The organism is Streptococcus cristatus (genome assembly GCF_003943515.1).
Lineage (GTDB): Bacteria > Bacillota > Bacilli > Lactobacillales > Streptococcaceae > Streptococcus > Streptococcus cristatus_D.
On sequence record NZ_RJPT01000002.1, the window covers coordinates 136,553 to 153,428 of the forward strand.

Sequence of the window (16,876 nt, forward strand, 5' to 3'; positions counted from 1 at the left end):
CTCCCATCTCACATACGATTTTTTCTAAGCTTAGCCCAGTAGAGCAGGTGGTTGACTCCTAGATGCGTGCCCGCCCCTAGGATTAGAATGCCCAGCATCTGCTGCCAAGACAGAGGGATATAGAAAAGCAAGAAAATGATACAGCCAATCAAGGAATCAATCTGGTCTATCCAGATAAAGGTCCATTTCCAGCCATTCTCCGCCGTCTTGCCCTCTCTGATTTCCAAACGACGCTTGATGAAGCTATTGGGCAGCTCAAACAAAACATAAACCAGCCCCAAAAGAGCCCCAAGGACCAGATTAAACAGCACGGTATTTTCGTAGAAAGCATAGACCAAGTGCAGCTTCTCTAGAGTAGGAATACTCTTCAAAAGCAATCCCCAGAGAATCTGAGCCAAAGCTCCCCAGACAATCATGCCAAAGAAACCTTTCCAGGTCTTGTTAGCCCCAAACAGCCTCTTCCCATCCTTTAAAATCAGCCCAGCATCCATTGGTCGATAAGCCGCCTCTAGCAGTGAAGACTTGCAAAAGATCATATTCAGAACTCCAGCCAGAATGACCGGCATCAGGGTGACGTACAAGGCAAGAATCGAGCGCATATTATTTCCTATTCTTTTTATGAAAATCAGTTTGAAAAGATTAAGAGACTCCTCAAACTTATATATATCATTATACCATAAGTCGTAAAGCCCCTTTCCAATAAGCCCTAGACATCTGTCGCATCTGACAAGGAGCAACTCATGTCTGCCATTCCGATTTATCAACTTCAAATCCGTCATATATTAGAATAATGTATCTTTTAAACCACACAAAAAGCCTCATAAGAACTTCTAAGGAAACCAGCATGGGCCATTAAAAGTTACTTATGAAGCCTATAAATATGAGTTTTCTCTAGAAAAGAAACAAACTATTTTTGCTTGGTCTTAAACCACTAACCTTCAAAAGGCGCGTAATTCCTTCATCGATTCTTGGTGTCAAGCAAAATAGTCACTGGGCCATCATTTACCAATTCCACCTGCATATCTGCTCCGAACACGCCCGTCTTGACTGGCACTTGCTCAGCTAACAGCTGGTTAAACTTGTCATAAAAAGGACTAGCCATGGCCGGCTTGGCTGCACCTGTAAAGGCTGGCCGATTTCCCTTTTTGGTATCTGCATGGAGGGTGAATTGGGAAATGGAAAGAATCTCTCCGCCAATATCCTTGATAGACAGATTCATCTTATCCTCCGCATCGGAAAAAATCCGCATATTGACAATCTTCCTGACCGCGTAGTCCATATCTTCCTGACTATCATCAGGCCCGACACCTACCAAGAGCAGGAGACCTTGTTCAATGCTGCTATGCAGCTGCTGGTCAATACTGACCTGAGCACGTTTGACACGCTGAATGACAATTTTCATATCTTTTCCTTTATTTCTGACTACTATCTACTCTGACAGGATCTCACTTAGCCATTGGTTCGTTTGACCGAATACACCTCTGGCACACTCTTGATCTTATCCACCACCGTCGTCAGCATGGACAGGTTGGCAATGCCAAAAGAAACATGGATATTAGCAAATTTCATATCCTTAGTTGGCTGGGCATTAACCGTTGAGATGTTTTTGGTGGTATTAGACAGCACCTGCAGCACATCGTTAAGGAGGCCAGACCGATTAAGACCATAAATATCAATGTGGGCTGTATACTCTTTAGTCGAATTATTTTCTTCCCATTCCACATCAAGCAAGCGCTGCTCATAATTTTCCTGGGCCTTAAGATTCATGCAGTCTTGCCGGTGGATGGCTACGCCGCGTCCTTTGGTAATGTAACCAACAATGTCGTCACCAGGCACAGGATTACAGCACTTGGCAATCCGAATGAGGAGACCAGACGCTCCCTGAATGACCACACCGCCTTCGTGCTTGACCTTAAGGGTGTCTTTTTTATTTTCAACCTTAACTTCACCACCCTTGACCAATTCCTCCGCCTCTGCTTTGGCCTTGGCCCGCTCTTCCTCACGGCGCTCTTTTTCTGTTAAACGATTGAAAATACTAATGGCACCGATCTCACCGAAACCAATTGCCGCAAAAAGCGCTTCTTCAGTCTTATAGCTGGTCTTTTGCAGCACATCTTCCATGTGCTTCTTGTCCATGTACTTATTGGCTACATAACCATTCTCCTGAAATTGAGCCTGCAAGAGCTCCCGCCCTTTAGAAATAGACAGCTCCTTGTCTTGATTTTTAAAGAATTGACGGATTTTATTTCTAGCCTTGCTGGTCTTGACAAGATTAAGCCAGTCACGACTCGGTCCAAAGGAATTGGCATTGGTGATAATTTCCACCTGATCCCCAGTCTTCAGCTTGGTATTGAGCGGCACCATGCGGCCATTAACCTTGGCTCCTGTCGCCTTCTCCCCAACCTTAGTATGAATCTCATAGGCAAAATCAATGGGTCCTGAGTCCTTAGGCAAAGAACGCACTGCTCCATCCGGTGTGAAGACATAGATTTCCTCAGCAAGGTAGCTTTCCTTAACCGAATCAACAAATTCCTTAGCATCACCAGACTGATTCTGCAATTCCATCAATTCCTTGATCCAATTCATCCCGATGGCAGATTCCTTGCCGTCAACCTGACCCTTCATTCCTTTTTTATAGGCCCAGTGGGCAGCGACCCCGTATTCTGCGACTTCGTGCATTTCCTTGGTTCGAATCTGAAACTCAATCGGACCCTTAGGACCATAAACGGTCGTATGGATGGACTGGTAGCCGTTGGCCTTACGATTAGCAATATAATCCTTGAAACGCCCTGGCATGGGTTTCCAAAGCTCATGGATGTAGCCCAGCATGGCATAGACATCACTGTGGGTGCTCAAAATGCAGCGAATGGCAATCAGATCATAGATCTCATCAAACCGCTTCTTCTTGTCCTGCATTTTGCGGTAGATGGAGTAAATATGCTTGGGACGACCATAAATCTTCCCATGCAGATTGCGCTCACCCGCGTAGGTTTCAATCTTGTGTACAACTTCCTCTACCAGAGCTTCCCGCTCTCGACGCTTCTCCTTCATCATGTGGGAAATTTTATAAAATTCCGTCGGATTGAGGTAACGGAAAGACAAGTCTTCCAATTCCCATTTGACACTGGAAATCCCCAAACGATGGGCCAGAGGAGCATAGATTTCCATCGTTTCCTGCGAGATTCGCTCTTGCTTGTCTGGCCGTAAATGATTCAGAGTACGCATATTATGCAGACGATCAGCCAGCTTAACCAAGATCACTCGAAGGTCTTCTGACATGGCCATGAGCATCTTGCGATGATTTTCCGCTAACTGTTCTTCGTGAGACTTGTATTTGACTTTCCCAAGCTTGGTTACACCATCCACAATCACGCGCACATCATGACCAAATTCTCGCTCCAGATCGTCCAAGGTCGCCGCCGTATCCTCTACGACATCATGCAAAAAACCACAGGCTACTGAAACAGCATCCAGCTTGAGCTTGGCTAAAATTCCCGCCACTTGAATCGGATGGACAATATAGGGCTCTCCCGACTTACGAGTTTGCCCGCTATGGCATTCCATCGCATAAATCAACGCTTTTTGAACAAAAGCCACATCCTCTGCAGCTAAATATTTTTTTGTTAGGGCTACAACCTGATTCCCCGTTAAATTTTCTTCTTTTGGCATGCATTCTCTCCGCTTTCTTGCCTACTATTTTAACATTTTTAAATCAATATGAAAACCAAGAGGACTAGAATATCAGGGAGGCTCTAGGATAGCACTAAAGTTTCAAACATCCAGCTTGGCTTCCCGTTTCTGAGCACAGCTTTAAAAGCTTTCCCAGACCTTACAAATAGTCCCCACCCCACGAGCTTGCTCAACAATCCATGGCTATTGAGCAAGCAACTGCAACCTCAAGGATCTCTTTCTAATAAAAAGCGAGGCCGAGACACTTTTGTCTCAACCTCCGTGATGAAAATGATGTACTTTCTCCATATGAGCTATATCTTTTAGAAACTCATAATAGGCATAGATGAGGTAACCAGCAGAGGCCACACCCAAAATAGCTATTGATACTTCAAATAAGGTAGACAAAGACATGATAAACCTCCTCTCCTTATTTCAAACTACAATGTGCAAAGCGACCATTAGCGGCTGTTTCGTTCCCGATTTTTTCCTTTCTAGCCTGCCTCTGGATTCACCTTTATTGTACCAAATTTAAGATAGGAAAACAATAAAAATTCCTTTATAAAAGCACTTTTTCCTGACAATTTTGTAAAGCTTGATGCTACTTCCGTTGCTCATTTCTACACCTATGCTTTAATCAAAAAAGCTAGGAGCACTTTCCTAACTTTCTTCTCTTTTATCATGAACACTCGAGACTAGAAAAATCACTTTTAAAAAGGGAGTTCCTCCTCTTCCAGTACCAAATCTGCCAGATCGGCTCCAGTATTATTCTCACGGAGTGCTCTCTGAGCTCGGCTTTCTAAGAGCTGAAAACCACTGCAAAGAACTTCTGTCACATAATGAGTGGTTCCATCCTTTTCATAGCGGCGACTCCGCAATTCTCCATCCAGAGAAATCAAACTCCCCTTGCTAGCATAGCTTGCCAAGGTTTCAGCCAAGCGTCCCCAGACAACAAGGTTGATAAAATCCGCTTCACGCTCTCCATTTTGGCTCTTATAGCGGCGATTCACCGCCACTGTCGCACGCGCGACCGACTTGTCATTTGCTGTCTTGTGTAGCTCTGGTGTAGCCGTCAACCGGCCAATGATGATGACTTTATTATACATATTCTTTCCTCCTATCTATTTATTCGCGAGAAAAGACAAAAAAATCGTGAAAATCACGATTTCCTTTTCTATACTAATTTTTAAGACTGCCAGTGTTTAGCTGGGTCAAAGGCCGTTCCGACCGTTTCACTATCCGCCAATTCAATGATGCCACGTTTTTGCGGCGCATTTGGCAACTGGAGCTCCCGCGGGCTGCACATCATACCAAAACTCTTTTCGCCACGGAGTTCTCCTGGAAAGATGAGATTGCCCTTCGGCATCATAGCGCCAGGCAAGGCCACAATCGTCTTGAGGCCGACACGAGCATTCGGAGCACCAGCCACGATTTGAACTGTCTTGTCGGCTGCCACCTGCACTTGACAAATATTGAGGTGGTCACTGTCAGGGTGGGCTACCATCTCAAGGATTTCCCCCACAACAAACTTAGGCTCTGGGTCATTAACCAGCTCAGCTGAGAAGCCCTCTTTGGTCAATTCTTGGTTGAGAGTCGCAACTTGCTCATCCGTCAGCTGAACTTGTCCGCGCTCTGCAATTTCAAAAAGATTTGACAGTTCAAAAATGTTCCAAGCTACTGTCTGTCCATTATCTTCGCGGTAAACACGCGCTACATTCCCTTTGCGCTCAGCGCTTAGTTTAGCTCCCTGATCATCGGCAGCGATGACCATGAGAACATCTCCGACATGCTCTTTGTTGTATGTAAAAATCATTTCTTCCTCCAAAAATACTTTTAAATCTTCTTATAAACTTGCTAAAAAATCATTGATTTGACTCTTGGTCTTGCGGTCACGATTGACATAGCGACCAATCTCTCGTCCATCTTCCACAACAACCAGACTAGGAATCCCATAAACATCCCATTTTTGGGCGACAGCCATATACTGATCCCGATCCACCTCGACAAAGGTAAAGTCAGGATTCTCCGCTTCTATCTCTGGCAGAAAGGGCTTGATGAAACGACAGTCTCCGCACCAATCTGCTGTGAAAAAGAAGACAGTCTTCCCCTTATGCTCTACATAAGAAGCCAGCTCCTCCATGCTCTGTGGCTGAATCATCACTCTTCCTCGTAGGTCAGCTGACCATTCTCATAGACGAAGGTGAAATGGCGGTCGTCTTCTAGGACAACTCCTCCAACTGTGCGGCTGTCGGTTGATTCATAAAGTTCCACATAGACCGTTGCAATCGGTCCTCGGCTGGCAAAAAATTCCCGCACGACCCGAACAATCTCTTCTCTACTGCGCAGTCTTTTCTGCTCCTGCACAAGCTTGGCAGCTCCAAAAGCCAGCGCTCCAGCCCCCAAAAGAGCTGTTGTTGTTAAAATGATTTTTTTAGCTTTCATGTAGAATATTTTAACACAAAAGCGCAGAGGCGACAAACAATATTACAGATTTCTCAGCTTCTTTTAGTTCATCCTGTTATTCCCTCTAAAAAAGTGATAAAATAGACTCAGAAAGAAGGTAAACTTATGTCTGATTTATTTTCAAAAATCAAGGAAGTGACTGAGCTCTCAGCAATCTCCGGTCACGAGGCACCTGTCCGCAGCTATCTGCGAGAAAAAATCACTCCTCACGTTGATGAAGTCGTTACCGACGGCCTAGGCGGCATCTTTGGAGTTCGGCATTCTCAAGCTGAAAATGCCCCCCGTGTCCTGGTTGCGGCTCATATGGACGAGGTTGGCTTCATGGTCAGCGAGATCAAGCCCGACGGGACTTTCCGCGTGGTGGAAATCGGTGGCTGGAACCCTCTGGTCGTGAGCAGTCAACGCTTCAAACTCTTTACCCGTGAAGGCCGGGAAATTCCTGTCATCTCAGGCTCTGTCCCTCCTCATCTGACACGCGGTGCTGGCGGACCAGTCATGCCACAGATTGGCGATATTGTCTTTGACGGCGGCTTTGCAGATAAGCAAGAAGCTGAAAGCTACGGCATCCGGCCAGGAGACACGATTGTGCCAGACAGCTCTGCCATTCTCACAACTAACGGGAAAAATATCATCTCTAAAGCCTGGGACAACCGCTACGGCGTCCTTATGGTCAGCGAATTGGCTCAAGCCTTGTCTGGTCAAGAACTAGGCAACCAACTCTATGTCGGCGCCAATGTTCAAGAAGAGGTTGGCCTGCGTGGTGCCCATGCTTCAACGACAAAATTTGCCCCTGAGATCTTCCTAGCTGTGGACTGCTCCCCAGCAGGTGACATCTATGGCGGCCAAGGAGCCATCGGTGATGGAACGCTGATTCGTTTCTTTGACCCCGGTCATCTCATGCTACCAGCCATGAAGGACTTCCTCCTAACAACCGCAGAAGAAGCTGGCATCAAGTATCAATACTACTGCGGCAAGGGCGGAACCGATGCTGGCGCTGCCCATCTCCAAAGTGGTGGTGTGCCATCTACCACCATTGGCGTCTGTGCTCGCTACATTCATTCCCACCAAACTCTCTATGCCATGGACGATTTCCTGCAAGCCCAAGCCTTCCTGCAAGCTCTGGTCAAAAAGCTGGATCGCTCAACGGTGGATATAATTACCAACTACTAATTTCGAAAAGCAGCCCGTTCTTCATTCGGGCTGCTATCTATTTTATCTAATATACTTTCTTTTAATTTTCCAATTTGAAGAAAATTTTGTTATAATGCTTAGCAGAGGTGAAACTATACATGAAAAAAATTGCTTTTGATTCAGAGAAATACTTAAACCTGCAGCGCGACCATATCTTGGAGCGCATTAATCAATTCGAGGGCAAATTGTACATGGAATTCGGCGGTAAAATGCTGGAAGACTTCCATGCTGCCCGTGTCCTGCCAGGTTATGAGCCGGACAATAAAATTAGACTGCTCAAAGAGCTCAAGGACCAAGTGGAAATTGTCATTGCCATCAATGCCAATAATATTGAGCACTCTAAAGCACGTGGGGACTTGGGCATTTCCTATGACCAGGAAGTGCTGCGCCTAATCGATACCTTTAACGAGCTGGATATTTATGTAGGATCCGTAGTCATTACCCAATATTCTGGTCAGCCAGCAGCTGATCTCTTCCGCACTCAGCTAGAAAAGAACGGGATTGACTCCTATATCCACTATCCAATCAAGGGCTATCCTACTGATATGGACCACATCATCTCGCCTGAGGGAATGGGGAAAAACGACTATATCAAGACCAGTCGTAACCTAGTCGTAGTGACTGCGCCTGGTCCTGGGTCTGGTAAGCTAGCTACTTGCTTGTCCAATATGTACCACGACCAAATCAATGGCATCAAATCAGGCTACGCCAAGTTTGAAACCTTCCCCGTTTGGAATCTGCCCCTGCACCATCCGGTCAATCTAGCTTATGAGGCAGCAACAGCGGACTTGGACGATGTCAATATGATTGACCCTTTCCACCTGCAAACCTACGGCGAAACCACTGTCAACTACAACCGTGATATCGAAATTTTCCCAGTCCTTAAGCGTATGCTGGAGCGCATCCTAGGCAAATCACCTTATGCTTCTCCAACAGACATGGGCGTCAACATGGTCGGCTTTGCCATTGTAGATAATGATGCGGCTATCGAGGCTTCTCAACAGGAAATCATCCGTCGCTACTACCAGACGATTCTGGACTTCAAGGCGGAGCGCGTTTCTGAATCTGCTATCAAGAAAATCGAACTCTTGATGAATGACTTGGGCATCACACCGCTGGATCGTAAAGTAACCGTTGCTGCGCGTGCCAAGGCTGAAAGCACTGGAGAACCAGCTCTGGCTTTGGAATTGCCAAATGGCGAAATCGTAACTGGTAAGACCTCTGAACTCTTTGGTCCTACGGCTGCTGTATTGATTAATGCCATTAAAAAATTAGCCAACATTGCCAAAGAGACCAAGCTGATCGAACCCGAGTATGTTAAACCAATCCAAGGTCTGAAAATCAATCATTTGGGCAGCCGCAATCCGCGCCTTCACTCAAATGAGATCTTGATGGCTCTGGCAATCACAGCCATGGAAAATCAAGATGCTGCCCAAGCCATGCAAGAGCTTGGAAATCTCAAGGGCAGCGAAGCTCATTCAACCGTAATGCTGACAGATGAAGACAAAAATGTCCTGCGCAAACTCGGCATCCATTTAACCATGGATCCTGTTCATCAGTATGATCGACTTTATAGAAAATAAAAACAAGCTCTGTTAAAAGCTTGTTGAAATCAGCGTAGTAGAGTCCACTCAACCACTGCGTCTTACTCGACAATCCAAAGACAATTGAGAGGCTAGGACTTTTGTCCCAGCCTCTTTTTAATAACGCTTGGACAGGAGAAAACGCAAGAGATAGTAAAGAGCCAAAATCAGAATAATAGTCAAAGTCAGAAACTGATTGAGATTTAAAATGATAGGAAAAATCATAGACAGAAGGCTTAGCCCTGCTGCTAACAGTAAAAGGATATCAAAAAGCAGGGTGCGAGTCTTTTCGTCAATCATCCGATTGCGCTCATCCGTCACCTGAATGTAGAGCCTATTAAAGGCTTCCTCCCGTTTCAAGGCAAGGTTATAACGCAGAACCATCAAAGAAATCCCTAAAAGCAGACCCACCATGATGCCTTCCTGTAAATCATCCAGAGAATGAATGTAGCTCCATCCCAATCCCAGCCAGAGGACTAGGATTAGGATGCGACCGATGATCACTTTCTTTTGAAGTTTTTTCCGAAATTCTTGTTTAGTTAATGTTTCCATGTCAGCCTCCTATTTTTCATACGCTTGAAAAGTTTTCAAGATCACCACAATCAATATAATTCCTACAAAAGGCAGGATTTCCTTAGGGATAAAATTGGCTTGCAAATGGAGATAAGATAAGCCAACCACCACCAAAATAGCCAATATCCATTTACACAAATAAGTCCATTTCATGATTCATCCTCCCCAAAGAGAAACACTTCTTCAATCCTTAAATTGAAAAAGGATGCAATTCTATGAGCCAAAAGCAGCGAGGCATTGTAGCGGCCTTTTTCCAAAGAAATAATCGTTTGTCTAGTTACTTCTAGCCTCTCAGCCAGCTCCTCCTGGCTGAGCTTTTTTCTTTTCCGTAATTCTTGAATTCGATTTTCCAAGGCTGCCTCCTTTCTGTAATGTAAAACAAACTTTACTTTTCAAAAATAGTATAGCTCCCTTTACATCTTTTGTCAAGAAGAAGGCGGCAAAAAAGAGTCTGGGACAAAAGTCCTAGCCTCTCAATTGTCTTTGGATTTTCGAGCAAGACGCAGGGGTTGAGTGGGCTCTACTACGCTGATTTCATCAGCTTTTACAGCCCTACTCAACTGTGCGGAGGTGGGACGACGAAATCGAATTCTAAGGAATGACCGATTTCTGTCCCACTCTCTTTTATCATCTTTATTGATTTCCTTTGTTATTTGCCTTTTAAAGCTACAGTCAATTCGACACAAGCTCCTCCTTGGTCCGGATTGAGCAGGGTCAGACGACCAGCATGCAAGAGAGCGACCTGCTTAGAAAAGGCTAAGCCGATGCCATGATGGGGATTAGCTGAATTGCGACTTTGGTCACTCTGGTAAAAGAGCTGTTCCGCTCCCAGCAGCATCTCCTCTGAAAATGCAGGGCCATTGTTCCAGATAGCAAAAACCAACTGGTCCTGCTGCACTGATACCGTCAGCTTCACTTCCTTTTGGTCATGGTCAGCATGTTCAAGCGCATTTAGTAAGATATTGAGTAAAGCCCGCTTAAGATAGTCTAAATGAATCGACAAAATCAGACTAAGATCGCAATCTTCTTGGAGATAAAAACGATAGCTTTCCTGTTTGCTGAACAGTGCCCAGTCGTCCTGGAGATCAGCCAAAAAGTCCTCCAATGAAAGCTGACTGAACTGATTGGAATCAATCTGAAAAGTCTTAGCGTAATCAATCAAAGAGCCACAATACTCTTCCATCTTGTGACTGGCCTGCAAAATCTCAGCAGCATAGTCTGCCTGTGGCTGGCCTAACTGCGCCAACTCCAAGAGCTCAGCATTCCCCTTAATCACAGTTAGGGGCGTCTTCAAATCGTGCGATGTCGCTGATAGCTGTAAAATCAACTCCTGATTATGCTGCTGCTCTTTTTCTAGAAGACGAGTATTTTCTTGGTGGCTGTTCCGTAAATCGCTATAGACTTCTAGCATTTCCTCAATTCGAAAAAGCTGGCTTTGATTTTCTTCTAAAAGCTTCTCACTCTTTAGCATTTTTATTTCCCTGTCGATTTTTCGGAGCAATTTCAAAATATGATAAAAAGTAATCAGCAGCAAGCTCCCTGCCCAAAAGAACAAGGTGAAAAGAACGTGATCACTTCCTTGTGTAAATTCATAGCCTATAAGCACAAAAATCAAAACATGGAAAAAGACGATTTTTAAACTGGTTGTCCAGACTAGGCTTTTGAAATTTCGGGTTCTAATTGCCATCTATAGCCTACTCCTCTCACTGTTGCGATTGCTTGCAGCTCCTCTTGTTTGCATTTTTGGCGAATCTGATATACATATTCTGAGATGGAGCGAAGCTGTGTTTCTGAGCTTTCTGGGTAAAGCAAGGTATGCAGGCGTTCAGCTGAAAAGGTCTGCTTGGGATTGCTAGCTAGTAAATGCAGCAACTTAAACTCTCGCTCTGAAAATTTCAAGACTTTACCAAAACAGGCAACTTCATAGCGCTCTGGGTAAAATTGACAAGAAGCAATTTCAGAATAGCGCTCCTCCCGTCTTTCCTCCCGCCGAAGATGAGCCCTGACACGCGCCAGCAATTCTTTGGTTCCAAAAGGCTTGACAATATAGTCATCTGCTCCGCGAAAGAGCCCTTCCACCTTGTCCGCCTCCAACTCCTTAGCCGTCAGAAATATGATTGGACACGAAAGATGAGGACGAATGTAGGAACACAACTCAAAACCATTAACAGGCTCCATCATCACATCCAGCAGAATCAAGTCATATCCGACAAAATGCGTCAGCTCTAGCTCTTCTATCCGATCAAGCGTCGTCACATCATAAGCGTCGATCTCTAGGACGTTTTTTACTAGCTTCAAAATGCTCCGGTCGTCATCAACCACCAAAATACGATACTGTCTCATGATTTCCATTATAGCATACCTCTAGCGAACATCCCGTTTCAAGGTTAAGAATATAGCAGAGCTCCAAACCAATGCTAACCAGAACAGCTGTATTCCCAGCCCTGACAGATCTATTGAATACTGAAGCCCTTCATACTCAAAAAGATTTAGGGTAGCCAGATCGGGCAGGTATTTTGCTTCCTTGATGAACGTTGCCAATAAACGGCTAAGACCAATCAAGAGAGGAAAGAGCACCGACACCGGCACAACCCAAGATTGAAAGAGCAGGGCGAGACCGGCAGCTAAAAGAGCCAGAAAAAGATTGCTGAGAAGACCAAAAGAGCTGTAATAGAGGAATTTCCCCAGCAAGGACCAGCTAAAGTTTAGGTCAAAACGAGCCAGCATAACAAAGAAACAGCTACTTATAATGACACTATAGAGAACCAAGAGCAGCAAGAACAGAAAAAGGAATTTCCCAGCCAACCAAGCCTTTCTATTTGATACAGTTAGAAAATTCGTTCGCATCCCTGATTTGACAAACTCCTGGGCAAAATAGAGGGAAGTAAAGATGACGATGACAGGCTGTGCCAGATAGAGGGCATGCAAAGCCTCGCTCAGAGCCTTCGTCTGGCCAACTGCTGTCTGACTGTAGTCAAGATTCATCAGAAAAAATGGAACGATTACCAGAGCCACCAAGGCTGCACCAAGAGCGAGATAGTAAGAACGGAACTTAATCCATTCACTTCTAAGCAGAGCTTTAATCATCAGTAGCGTCCTCCTAAATCCGTCTTCAAAAAGCGCAGAGAGGTCATGCCGCCGATGACTAGTAACCATGCTCCTAGTATCAACAGCCCTTGCAAAGGATTGTTGGCATATTGAGAAGTCGGCGTTGCAGTAAACAACTCTCCTGCTGGCTGTGGCAAATAAGCTCCCCAACTCGTGTGAGCAGCTAGGTAGTTTCCTAAATTATAGATTTGAGGCACGAGAAAAAGCAGAGGAACTAGCATGGTCCGAGCCAATAAACCTAACAAAAATGAAAGGATTCCTAATAGGGTTAGAGATAAGGTTTTCCACAAAATCAAACTCCAAGCTGCCTGATTGAGCAGAATCGGATCAAGCCCTTCCTTTCCTAAAGCCAGGTGCATGATCATATAACTAAAGTAAATTGATAAAAAGCTACTGGCAAGAGAAAAGCAAGTAAAGGTCATGAGTTTCCCCACAAGCAACTTCAGGCGGTTATTACAGGTCAAGAGGCTAGTTCTCAAGCTATGAGACTGAAATTCCATAGCTCCCAAAATTCCAGCTAAGATGACCAAAACCATGCCTGCCATAGAGGCACCATTGAGACCTAGATATTCCAGTGGGTCAATGGCTTCTGCCAGACCGGGAACCGTCTCAGGCGTGGCATCCAAGCCGACAGATAAATACTGTCGGCCCTCCAGCCAGGATACGGCAGGCACCAATAGCAGCATGAAGGCCATACTCACTCTGAAAGCCTTGGTTGAACGGATTTTCAACCATTCTGAATGCAATAAGGACATCGTTTCTTTCATCTTAAACCTCCTCTGTCAAATCAAAGAAGAGATCTTCTAGGCTGTCTGAATCTTGCAGCACCTCTTCCAATTGTCCCTGCTCAATAATTCGCCCATGATGAATCAAGACTACATCATCTGTCACCATTTGCACCTCTGATAGGATATGAGAAGATAGAAGTACCGTTTTCCCTAAATCAGCCTGCTGACGGATGAACTTTCTAAACCACTTGATCCCACTTGGATCCAATCCATTGGTCGGCTCATCTAATATAAGAAACTGAGGATCACCCAGCAAAGCTGCAGCCAAACCCAGCCGTTGACCTTCCCCCAGAGACAGGCTTGACAAGAGGTCCTTCCTCTTATGAGCGATTCCAGTCATCTCTAAAACCTCATCGATCCGAGACTTGGGAATAGCATTACTCGCCGCAATAATCCTCAAGTGGTCATAGACCTTTCGATTTGGCAGACCGCCAATGCCGTCAAAGGCTGCACCTACCGTTCTGAGCGGATAAGTCATCGACTGATAGGTTTGCCCATCAAAAGTCGCAGTCCCTGCTGTTGCTCGATCTAACCCCAAGAGAATCCTCAAGGTCGAGCTTTTACCAGCACCATTTGGGCCCAGAAAGGCTGTAATCCGACCGCTTCTAGCTGTAAAAGAAATATCTTCTAAAATCTGCTTGCTGCCATGCTTTTTGCAGACTCCTTCTATTTTCACCATATGTTCCATACTGAACTCCTTTTGTTTTTTCTTTAGTATACAGGGACAAGTTCAGAGAAAGTTCAGACAATAAAAAAACTTGCCTTGCGACAAGTTTCCTTTCTCATTTTTCAACCGCATCCCAGAGCTGGCGGATGCTTTTTTTCTGAACGGGATCGACAAAGTGTGGGGCGATTTCCACCAGAGATTGCAAGACAAAAGCTCGCTCAGCCACATAAGGATGAGGAACAACCAAGTCCGGACTGTATAGCTCTTCCTGCCCTATGTAAAGGATATCCAGATCAATCACGCGCGGTCCCCATTTGATCTCCCGCACGCGACCTAAATCCGCTTCAATAGCTAGCAGCGTCTGCATTAATTCCTCAGGATTGAGCCAAGTCTCAACTTCAACAACTTGATTGAGAAACGGATCCTGCTCAACGCCACCCCAAGGCTCTGTCTCAATGCGGCTTGATGCCTGCAAAACTCTTATATTTTGCTCTGCTATTTTTTCCAAAGCCGCATCCAGATTGACAGATGGGCTGCCTTGATTGCTGCCCAGAGCGATAAAGGCTTTCCGCTTTTGACGCACTAGCTTGACTGAGCAGGTCTCTAGAGGCAGCGGCACTGGCGCCCAAGGCTTTTTGACCTCCAAGCTGACCTTCTGTACCAAAGGATGATTCAGAAAAATCCGATCAATCAGTTTGTAAGCCAGCGTCTCAATCAAGTCTTCCTTGCTTTCCTGACACCAGTGGGTCAGATCCTGAGCCAATTCTCCATAGTGGATAGAAGCTGTCAGGTCGCCTGTTTTGGCAGCCCGAGTCATATCATAGTCCAAAATCAGATCCAGCACAAAACGCTGGCCCAGTTCTTTTTCCGCTCCAAAAACACCATGATAGGCGTACACTTCCAAATCCTTAATCCGTAGCTGATCCATGACTCCCTCTCCTTATTGTCAAGTCCTCAATGCCCCATCAATTTGTAAGCTTCATTTTTTAGGTCCTTATCCGTCGCTAAAACGCCACGCGCCGCTGTAGTAACTGTTGCAGTGCCAGGCTTTCTGACTCCGCGCATATTCATACACATATGCTCGGCTTCCACCCAGACCAAGGCTCCTTGAGCACCCAGATAGTCCATCAAGGCCTCAGCAATCTCTACGGTCAATCGCTCTTGAATCTGCGGTTTCTTGGCATAGACCTCTACTGTTCGGGCCAGCTTGGACAGGCCTGCTACCCGACCATTAGGCACATAGGCGATGTGAACCTTCCCGTAAAATGGCAGGAAGTGGTGCTCACACATGGAATGAAAGAAAATATCCTTCTCCACTACCATATTATTGTCAATGATTTCAAAAGACTTGGCCAGATGCTCCTCAGCTGTCTCACCCAGCCCAGCAAAGATTTCCTGGTACATTTTAGCAATGCGCTGCGGCGTCTCCTGCAAACCTTCGCGGCTTCCGTCTTCTCCAACCGCCTCAATAATCTGGGCAACAGCTGCTTCAATTTTCTTCGTGTCCATATTCACTCCTAGATTCTTTTTCTTTGTCAATAATATAGGCCCTAACCTGAGCCAGGAAATAAAGGGAGCCCGTAATCAGCAAGAGATCATCGTCCCTATGCTCTACTTTCAAATAAGCCTCTAAAAATCCCTGCCAATTAGCATAGTCCAAGCCCTGCTCACCGGCCAGCGACTCCATTTTTTCTTTGGAAAAGCTCCGTGGATCTGCAAAATTGGTCAAAATTAGCTGACTCTTAGGCACCTGCTTGAGCTGACCCACCATTTCCTCCAGAGACTTGGTCTGGATACAGCTGAAAAGGATTTTCTTATCCAAGTCTGGATAATGCTGGCTCAAGGTCCTCGTCAATCTCTCCATGGCATGTGGATTGTGGGCGCCATCAAGCAAAATACGAGGCTGATGCGAAATCTGCTCCATCCGCCCCGGCCAGCTTGTCGCCAGTAAAGCGGTTCCAACTTGTTCTTTTGTTAACAGTGGCAACTGCTTAAGCTGACAATAGAGGTCACAGAGCTGAAGCGCCAAACCAGCGTTATCTACCTGATGTTGCCCCAACAGAGGCGTCAGGTAAGGTTCCACCTCCCGATAGGCATTAGAAAAGCTAAAATGTTCTCCTGAGTCAGTCCCGCCCAAGCTCTGCACTTGATAAGACTGCCCATAAACATAGTGGAGAGCTTGCTTTTGATGAGCCTTGTCCTCAATGACCGCAAGAGCTTCTAGCTCAATCCGCCCAGTCACCAAGGGCACATTTGGCTTGATAATCCCAGCCTTCTGCTCGGCAATCGCTGCCAGCGAATGCCCCAGCAGAGCCACATGATCTAAGCCAATAGTCGTAATAGCTGTCAGATCAGGTCGGCAGACATTGGTACTGTCTAAGAGGCCGCCCATGCCAACCTCCATAATCGCCACATCGACCCGCTCCTGAGCCAAATAATCATAGGCCAAAGCCGTCATGATTTCAAACTCAGTCACTCCCTGCAAAACCTCATCATTCGCTTGCTCTTCAAAAATAGCTCGATAAGTCTCTAAAAGGCGCTCTAAATCTTGATTGGGAATAGGTCGACCGTTGATGGCGATTTGTTCATTGTAACTGATCAGATAAGGGGAAGTAAAGGTCCCTACACGCAGGCCTCGCATTTCCAAGAGTTGACGCAGGTGGGAAATGGTCGAGCCCTTCCCGTTGGTCCCCCCTATATGAATCACTGACAACTGCAAATGAGGATTTCTCCGCAGCGCCAGCATCCGCTCCATCCGCTCCAAGCCAAAATTAGGACTATCCGTCCGATAGGCTTCCAGCCAGCTTAAATCTGGCAATTCTTCTTTTATCATA

21 protein-coding genes are annotated in these 16,876 nt (G+C 45.7%); 2 read left to right on the plus strand and 19 right to left on the minus strand.

Translation table 11 applies throughout. The annotated features are described in order from the left end of the window. Window positions 1–8: 8 nt before the first annotated feature. From D8791_RS04145 to D8791_RS04175, 8 genes are all read right to left on the minus strand, one after another. Window positions 9–599, minus strand: a complete 591-nt coding sequence (locus D8791_RS04145) for a CDP-archaeol synthase (protein ID WP_125446383.1) — start codon at window positions 597–599, stop codon at window positions 9–11. 359 nt (window positions 600–958) lie between these two features. Then, window positions 959–1,402, minus strand: coding sequence for a D-aminoacyl-tRNA deacylase (dtd, locus tag D8791_RS04150; RefSeq protein WP_125446384.1), 444 nt, complete (start codon window positions 1,400–1,402; stop codon window positions 959–961). A 47-nt stretch (window positions 1,403–1,449) separates the two neighbouring features. Beyond that, window positions 1,450–3,669 carry a RelA/SpoT family protein gene (locus tag D8791_RS04155; protein ID WP_125446385.1) on the minus strand — a complete coding sequence of 740 codons (2,220 nt, stop codon included), beginning with the start codon at window positions 3,667–3,669 and terminating at the stop codon, window positions 1,450–1,452. Between the two features lie 273 nt (window positions 3,670–3,942). Then, window positions 3,943–4,083, minus strand: a complete 141-nt coding sequence (locus D8791_RS10295) for a hypothetical protein (protein WP_167320505.1) — start codon at window positions 4,081–4,083, stop codon at window positions 3,943–3,945. Between the two features lie 296 nt (window positions 4,084–4,379). Further along, window positions 4,380–4,775, minus strand: a complete 396-nt coding sequence (locus D8791_RS04160; RefSeq protein ID WP_015604291.1) for a single-stranded DNA-binding protein — start codon at window positions 4,773–4,775, stop codon at window positions 4,380–4,382. 80 nt (window positions 4,776–4,855) lie between these two features. Continuing rightward, window positions 4,856–5,482: a YtpR family tRNA-binding protein gene (gene ytpR / locus D8791_RS04165; protein ID WP_125446386.1), complete on the minus strand. Its 627-nt coding sequence runs from the start codon at window positions 5,480–5,482 to the stop codon at window positions 4,856–4,858. Between the two features lie 30 nt (window positions 5,483–5,512). Next, window positions 5,513–5,827, minus strand: a complete 315-nt coding sequence (locus tag D8791_RS04170) for a thioredoxin family protein (protein ID WP_125446387.1) — start codon at window positions 5,825–5,827, stop codon at window positions 5,513–5,515. Beyond that, complete coding sequence (locus D8791_RS04175) at window positions 5,827–6,111, minus strand: DUF4651 domain-containing protein (protein WP_125446388.1); 285 nt, start codon at window positions 6,109–6,111, stop codon at window positions 5,827–5,829. Before D8791_RS04175 ends, D8791_RS04170 begins: the two co-directional genes overlap by 1 nt. A gap of 126 nt (window positions 6,112–6,237) precedes the next feature. Between D8791_RS04175 and pepA the strand changes: the two genes are divergently transcribed. Together pepA and D8791_RS04185 are read left to right on the plus strand one after the other, a co-directional pair. Beyond that, window positions 6,238–7,302 carry a glutamyl aminopeptidase gene (gene pepA / locus D8791_RS04180; protein ID WP_125446389.1) on the plus strand — a complete coding sequence of 355 codons (1,065 nt, stop codon included), beginning with the start codon at window positions 6,238–6,240 and terminating at the stop codon, window positions 7,300–7,302. Between the two features lie 119 nt (window positions 7,303–7,421). Continuing rightward, on the plus strand, window positions 7,422–8,906 hold the full coding sequence (locus tag D8791_RS04185) for a DUF1846 domain-containing protein (RefSeq protein WP_125446390.1): 1,485 nt from the start codon (window positions 7,422–7,424) through the stop codon (window positions 8,904–8,906). 117 nt (window positions 8,907–9,023) lie between these two features. Here D8791_RS04185 and D8791_RS04195 read toward each other — a convergent pair whose 3' ends face one another. From D8791_RS04195 to D8791_RS04250, 11 genes are all read right to left on the minus strand, one after another. Next, window positions 9,024–9,458 (minus strand): DUF2178 domain-containing protein, encoded by a 435-nt coding sequence (locus tag D8791_RS04195; RefSeq protein ID WP_125446391.1) that lies wholly within the window; start codon window positions 9,456–9,458, stop codon window positions 9,024–9,026. A gap of 9 nt (window positions 9,459–9,467) precedes the next feature. After that, entirely contained in the window at window positions 9,468–9,632 is a 165-nt protein-coding gene (locus D8791_RS04200) for a hypothetical protein (protein ID WP_125446392.1), read from the minus strand. Next, on the minus strand, window positions 9,629–9,832 hold the full coding sequence (gene relB / locus D8791_RS04205; RefSeq protein WP_125446393.1) for a type II toxin-antitoxin system RelB family anti-toxin: 204 nt from the start codon (window positions 9,830–9,832) through the stop codon (window positions 9,629–9,631). Before relB ends, D8791_RS04200 begins: the two co-directional genes overlap by 4 nt. 296 nt (window positions 9,833–10,128) lie before the next feature. After that, entirely contained in the window at window positions 10,129–11,166 is a 1,038-nt protein-coding gene (locus tag D8791_RS04215) for a sensor histidine kinase (RefSeq protein WP_125446394.1), read from the minus strand. Continuing rightward, complete coding sequence (locus D8791_RS04220; protein ID WP_125446395.1) at window positions 11,133–11,831, minus strand: response regulator transcription factor; 699 nt, start codon at window positions 11,829–11,831, stop codon at window positions 11,133–11,135. The genes D8791_RS04215 and D8791_RS04220 overlap by 34 nt, the downstream gene beginning before the upstream one ends. A gap of 12 nt (window positions 11,832–11,843) precedes the next feature. Next, complete coding sequence (locus D8791_RS04225) at window positions 11,844–12,566, minus strand: lantibiotic ABC transporter permease (RefSeq protein ID WP_125446396.1); 723 nt, start codon at window positions 12,564–12,566, stop codon at window positions 11,844–11,846. Continuing rightward, window positions 12,566–13,354: a lantibiotic ABC transporter permease gene (locus D8791_RS04230; protein ID WP_125446397.1), complete on the minus strand. Its 789-nt coding sequence runs from the start codon at window positions 13,352–13,354 to the stop codon at window positions 12,566–12,568. Before D8791_RS04230 ends, D8791_RS04225 begins: the two co-directional genes overlap by 1 nt. A gap of 1 nt (window position 13,355) precedes the next feature. Beyond that, window positions 13,356–14,063, minus strand: coding sequence for an ABC transporter ATP-binding protein (locus tag D8791_RS04235; protein WP_011836369.1), 708 nt, complete (start codon window positions 14,061–14,063; stop codon window positions 13,356–13,358). Between the two features lie 94 nt (window positions 14,064–14,157). Beyond that, window positions 14,158–14,970 (minus strand): 2-amino-4-hydroxy-6-hydroxymethyldihydropteridine diphosphokinase, encoded by an 813-nt coding sequence (gene folK, locus D8791_RS04240; protein WP_125446398.1) that lies wholly within the window; start codon window positions 14,968–14,970, stop codon window positions 14,158–14,160. 26 nt (window positions 14,971–14,996) lie between these two features. Beyond that, window positions 14,997–15,551 (minus strand): GTP cyclohydrolase I FolE, encoded by a 555-nt coding sequence (folE, locus tag D8791_RS04245; RefSeq protein WP_002896758.1) that lies wholly within the window; start codon window positions 15,549–15,551, stop codon window positions 14,997–14,999. Continuing rightward, the gene (locus tag D8791_RS04250; protein WP_125446399.1) at window positions 15,532–16,875 is read right to left on the minus strand and encodes a bifunctional folylpolyglutamate synthase/dihydrofolate synthase; all 1,344 of its coding nucleotides are present in this window, start codon (window positions 16,873–16,875) and stop codon (window positions 15,532–15,534) included. The genes folE and D8791_RS04250 overlap by 20 nt, the downstream gene beginning before the upstream one ends. Between the last annotated feature and the right edge of the window lies 1 nt (window position 16,876).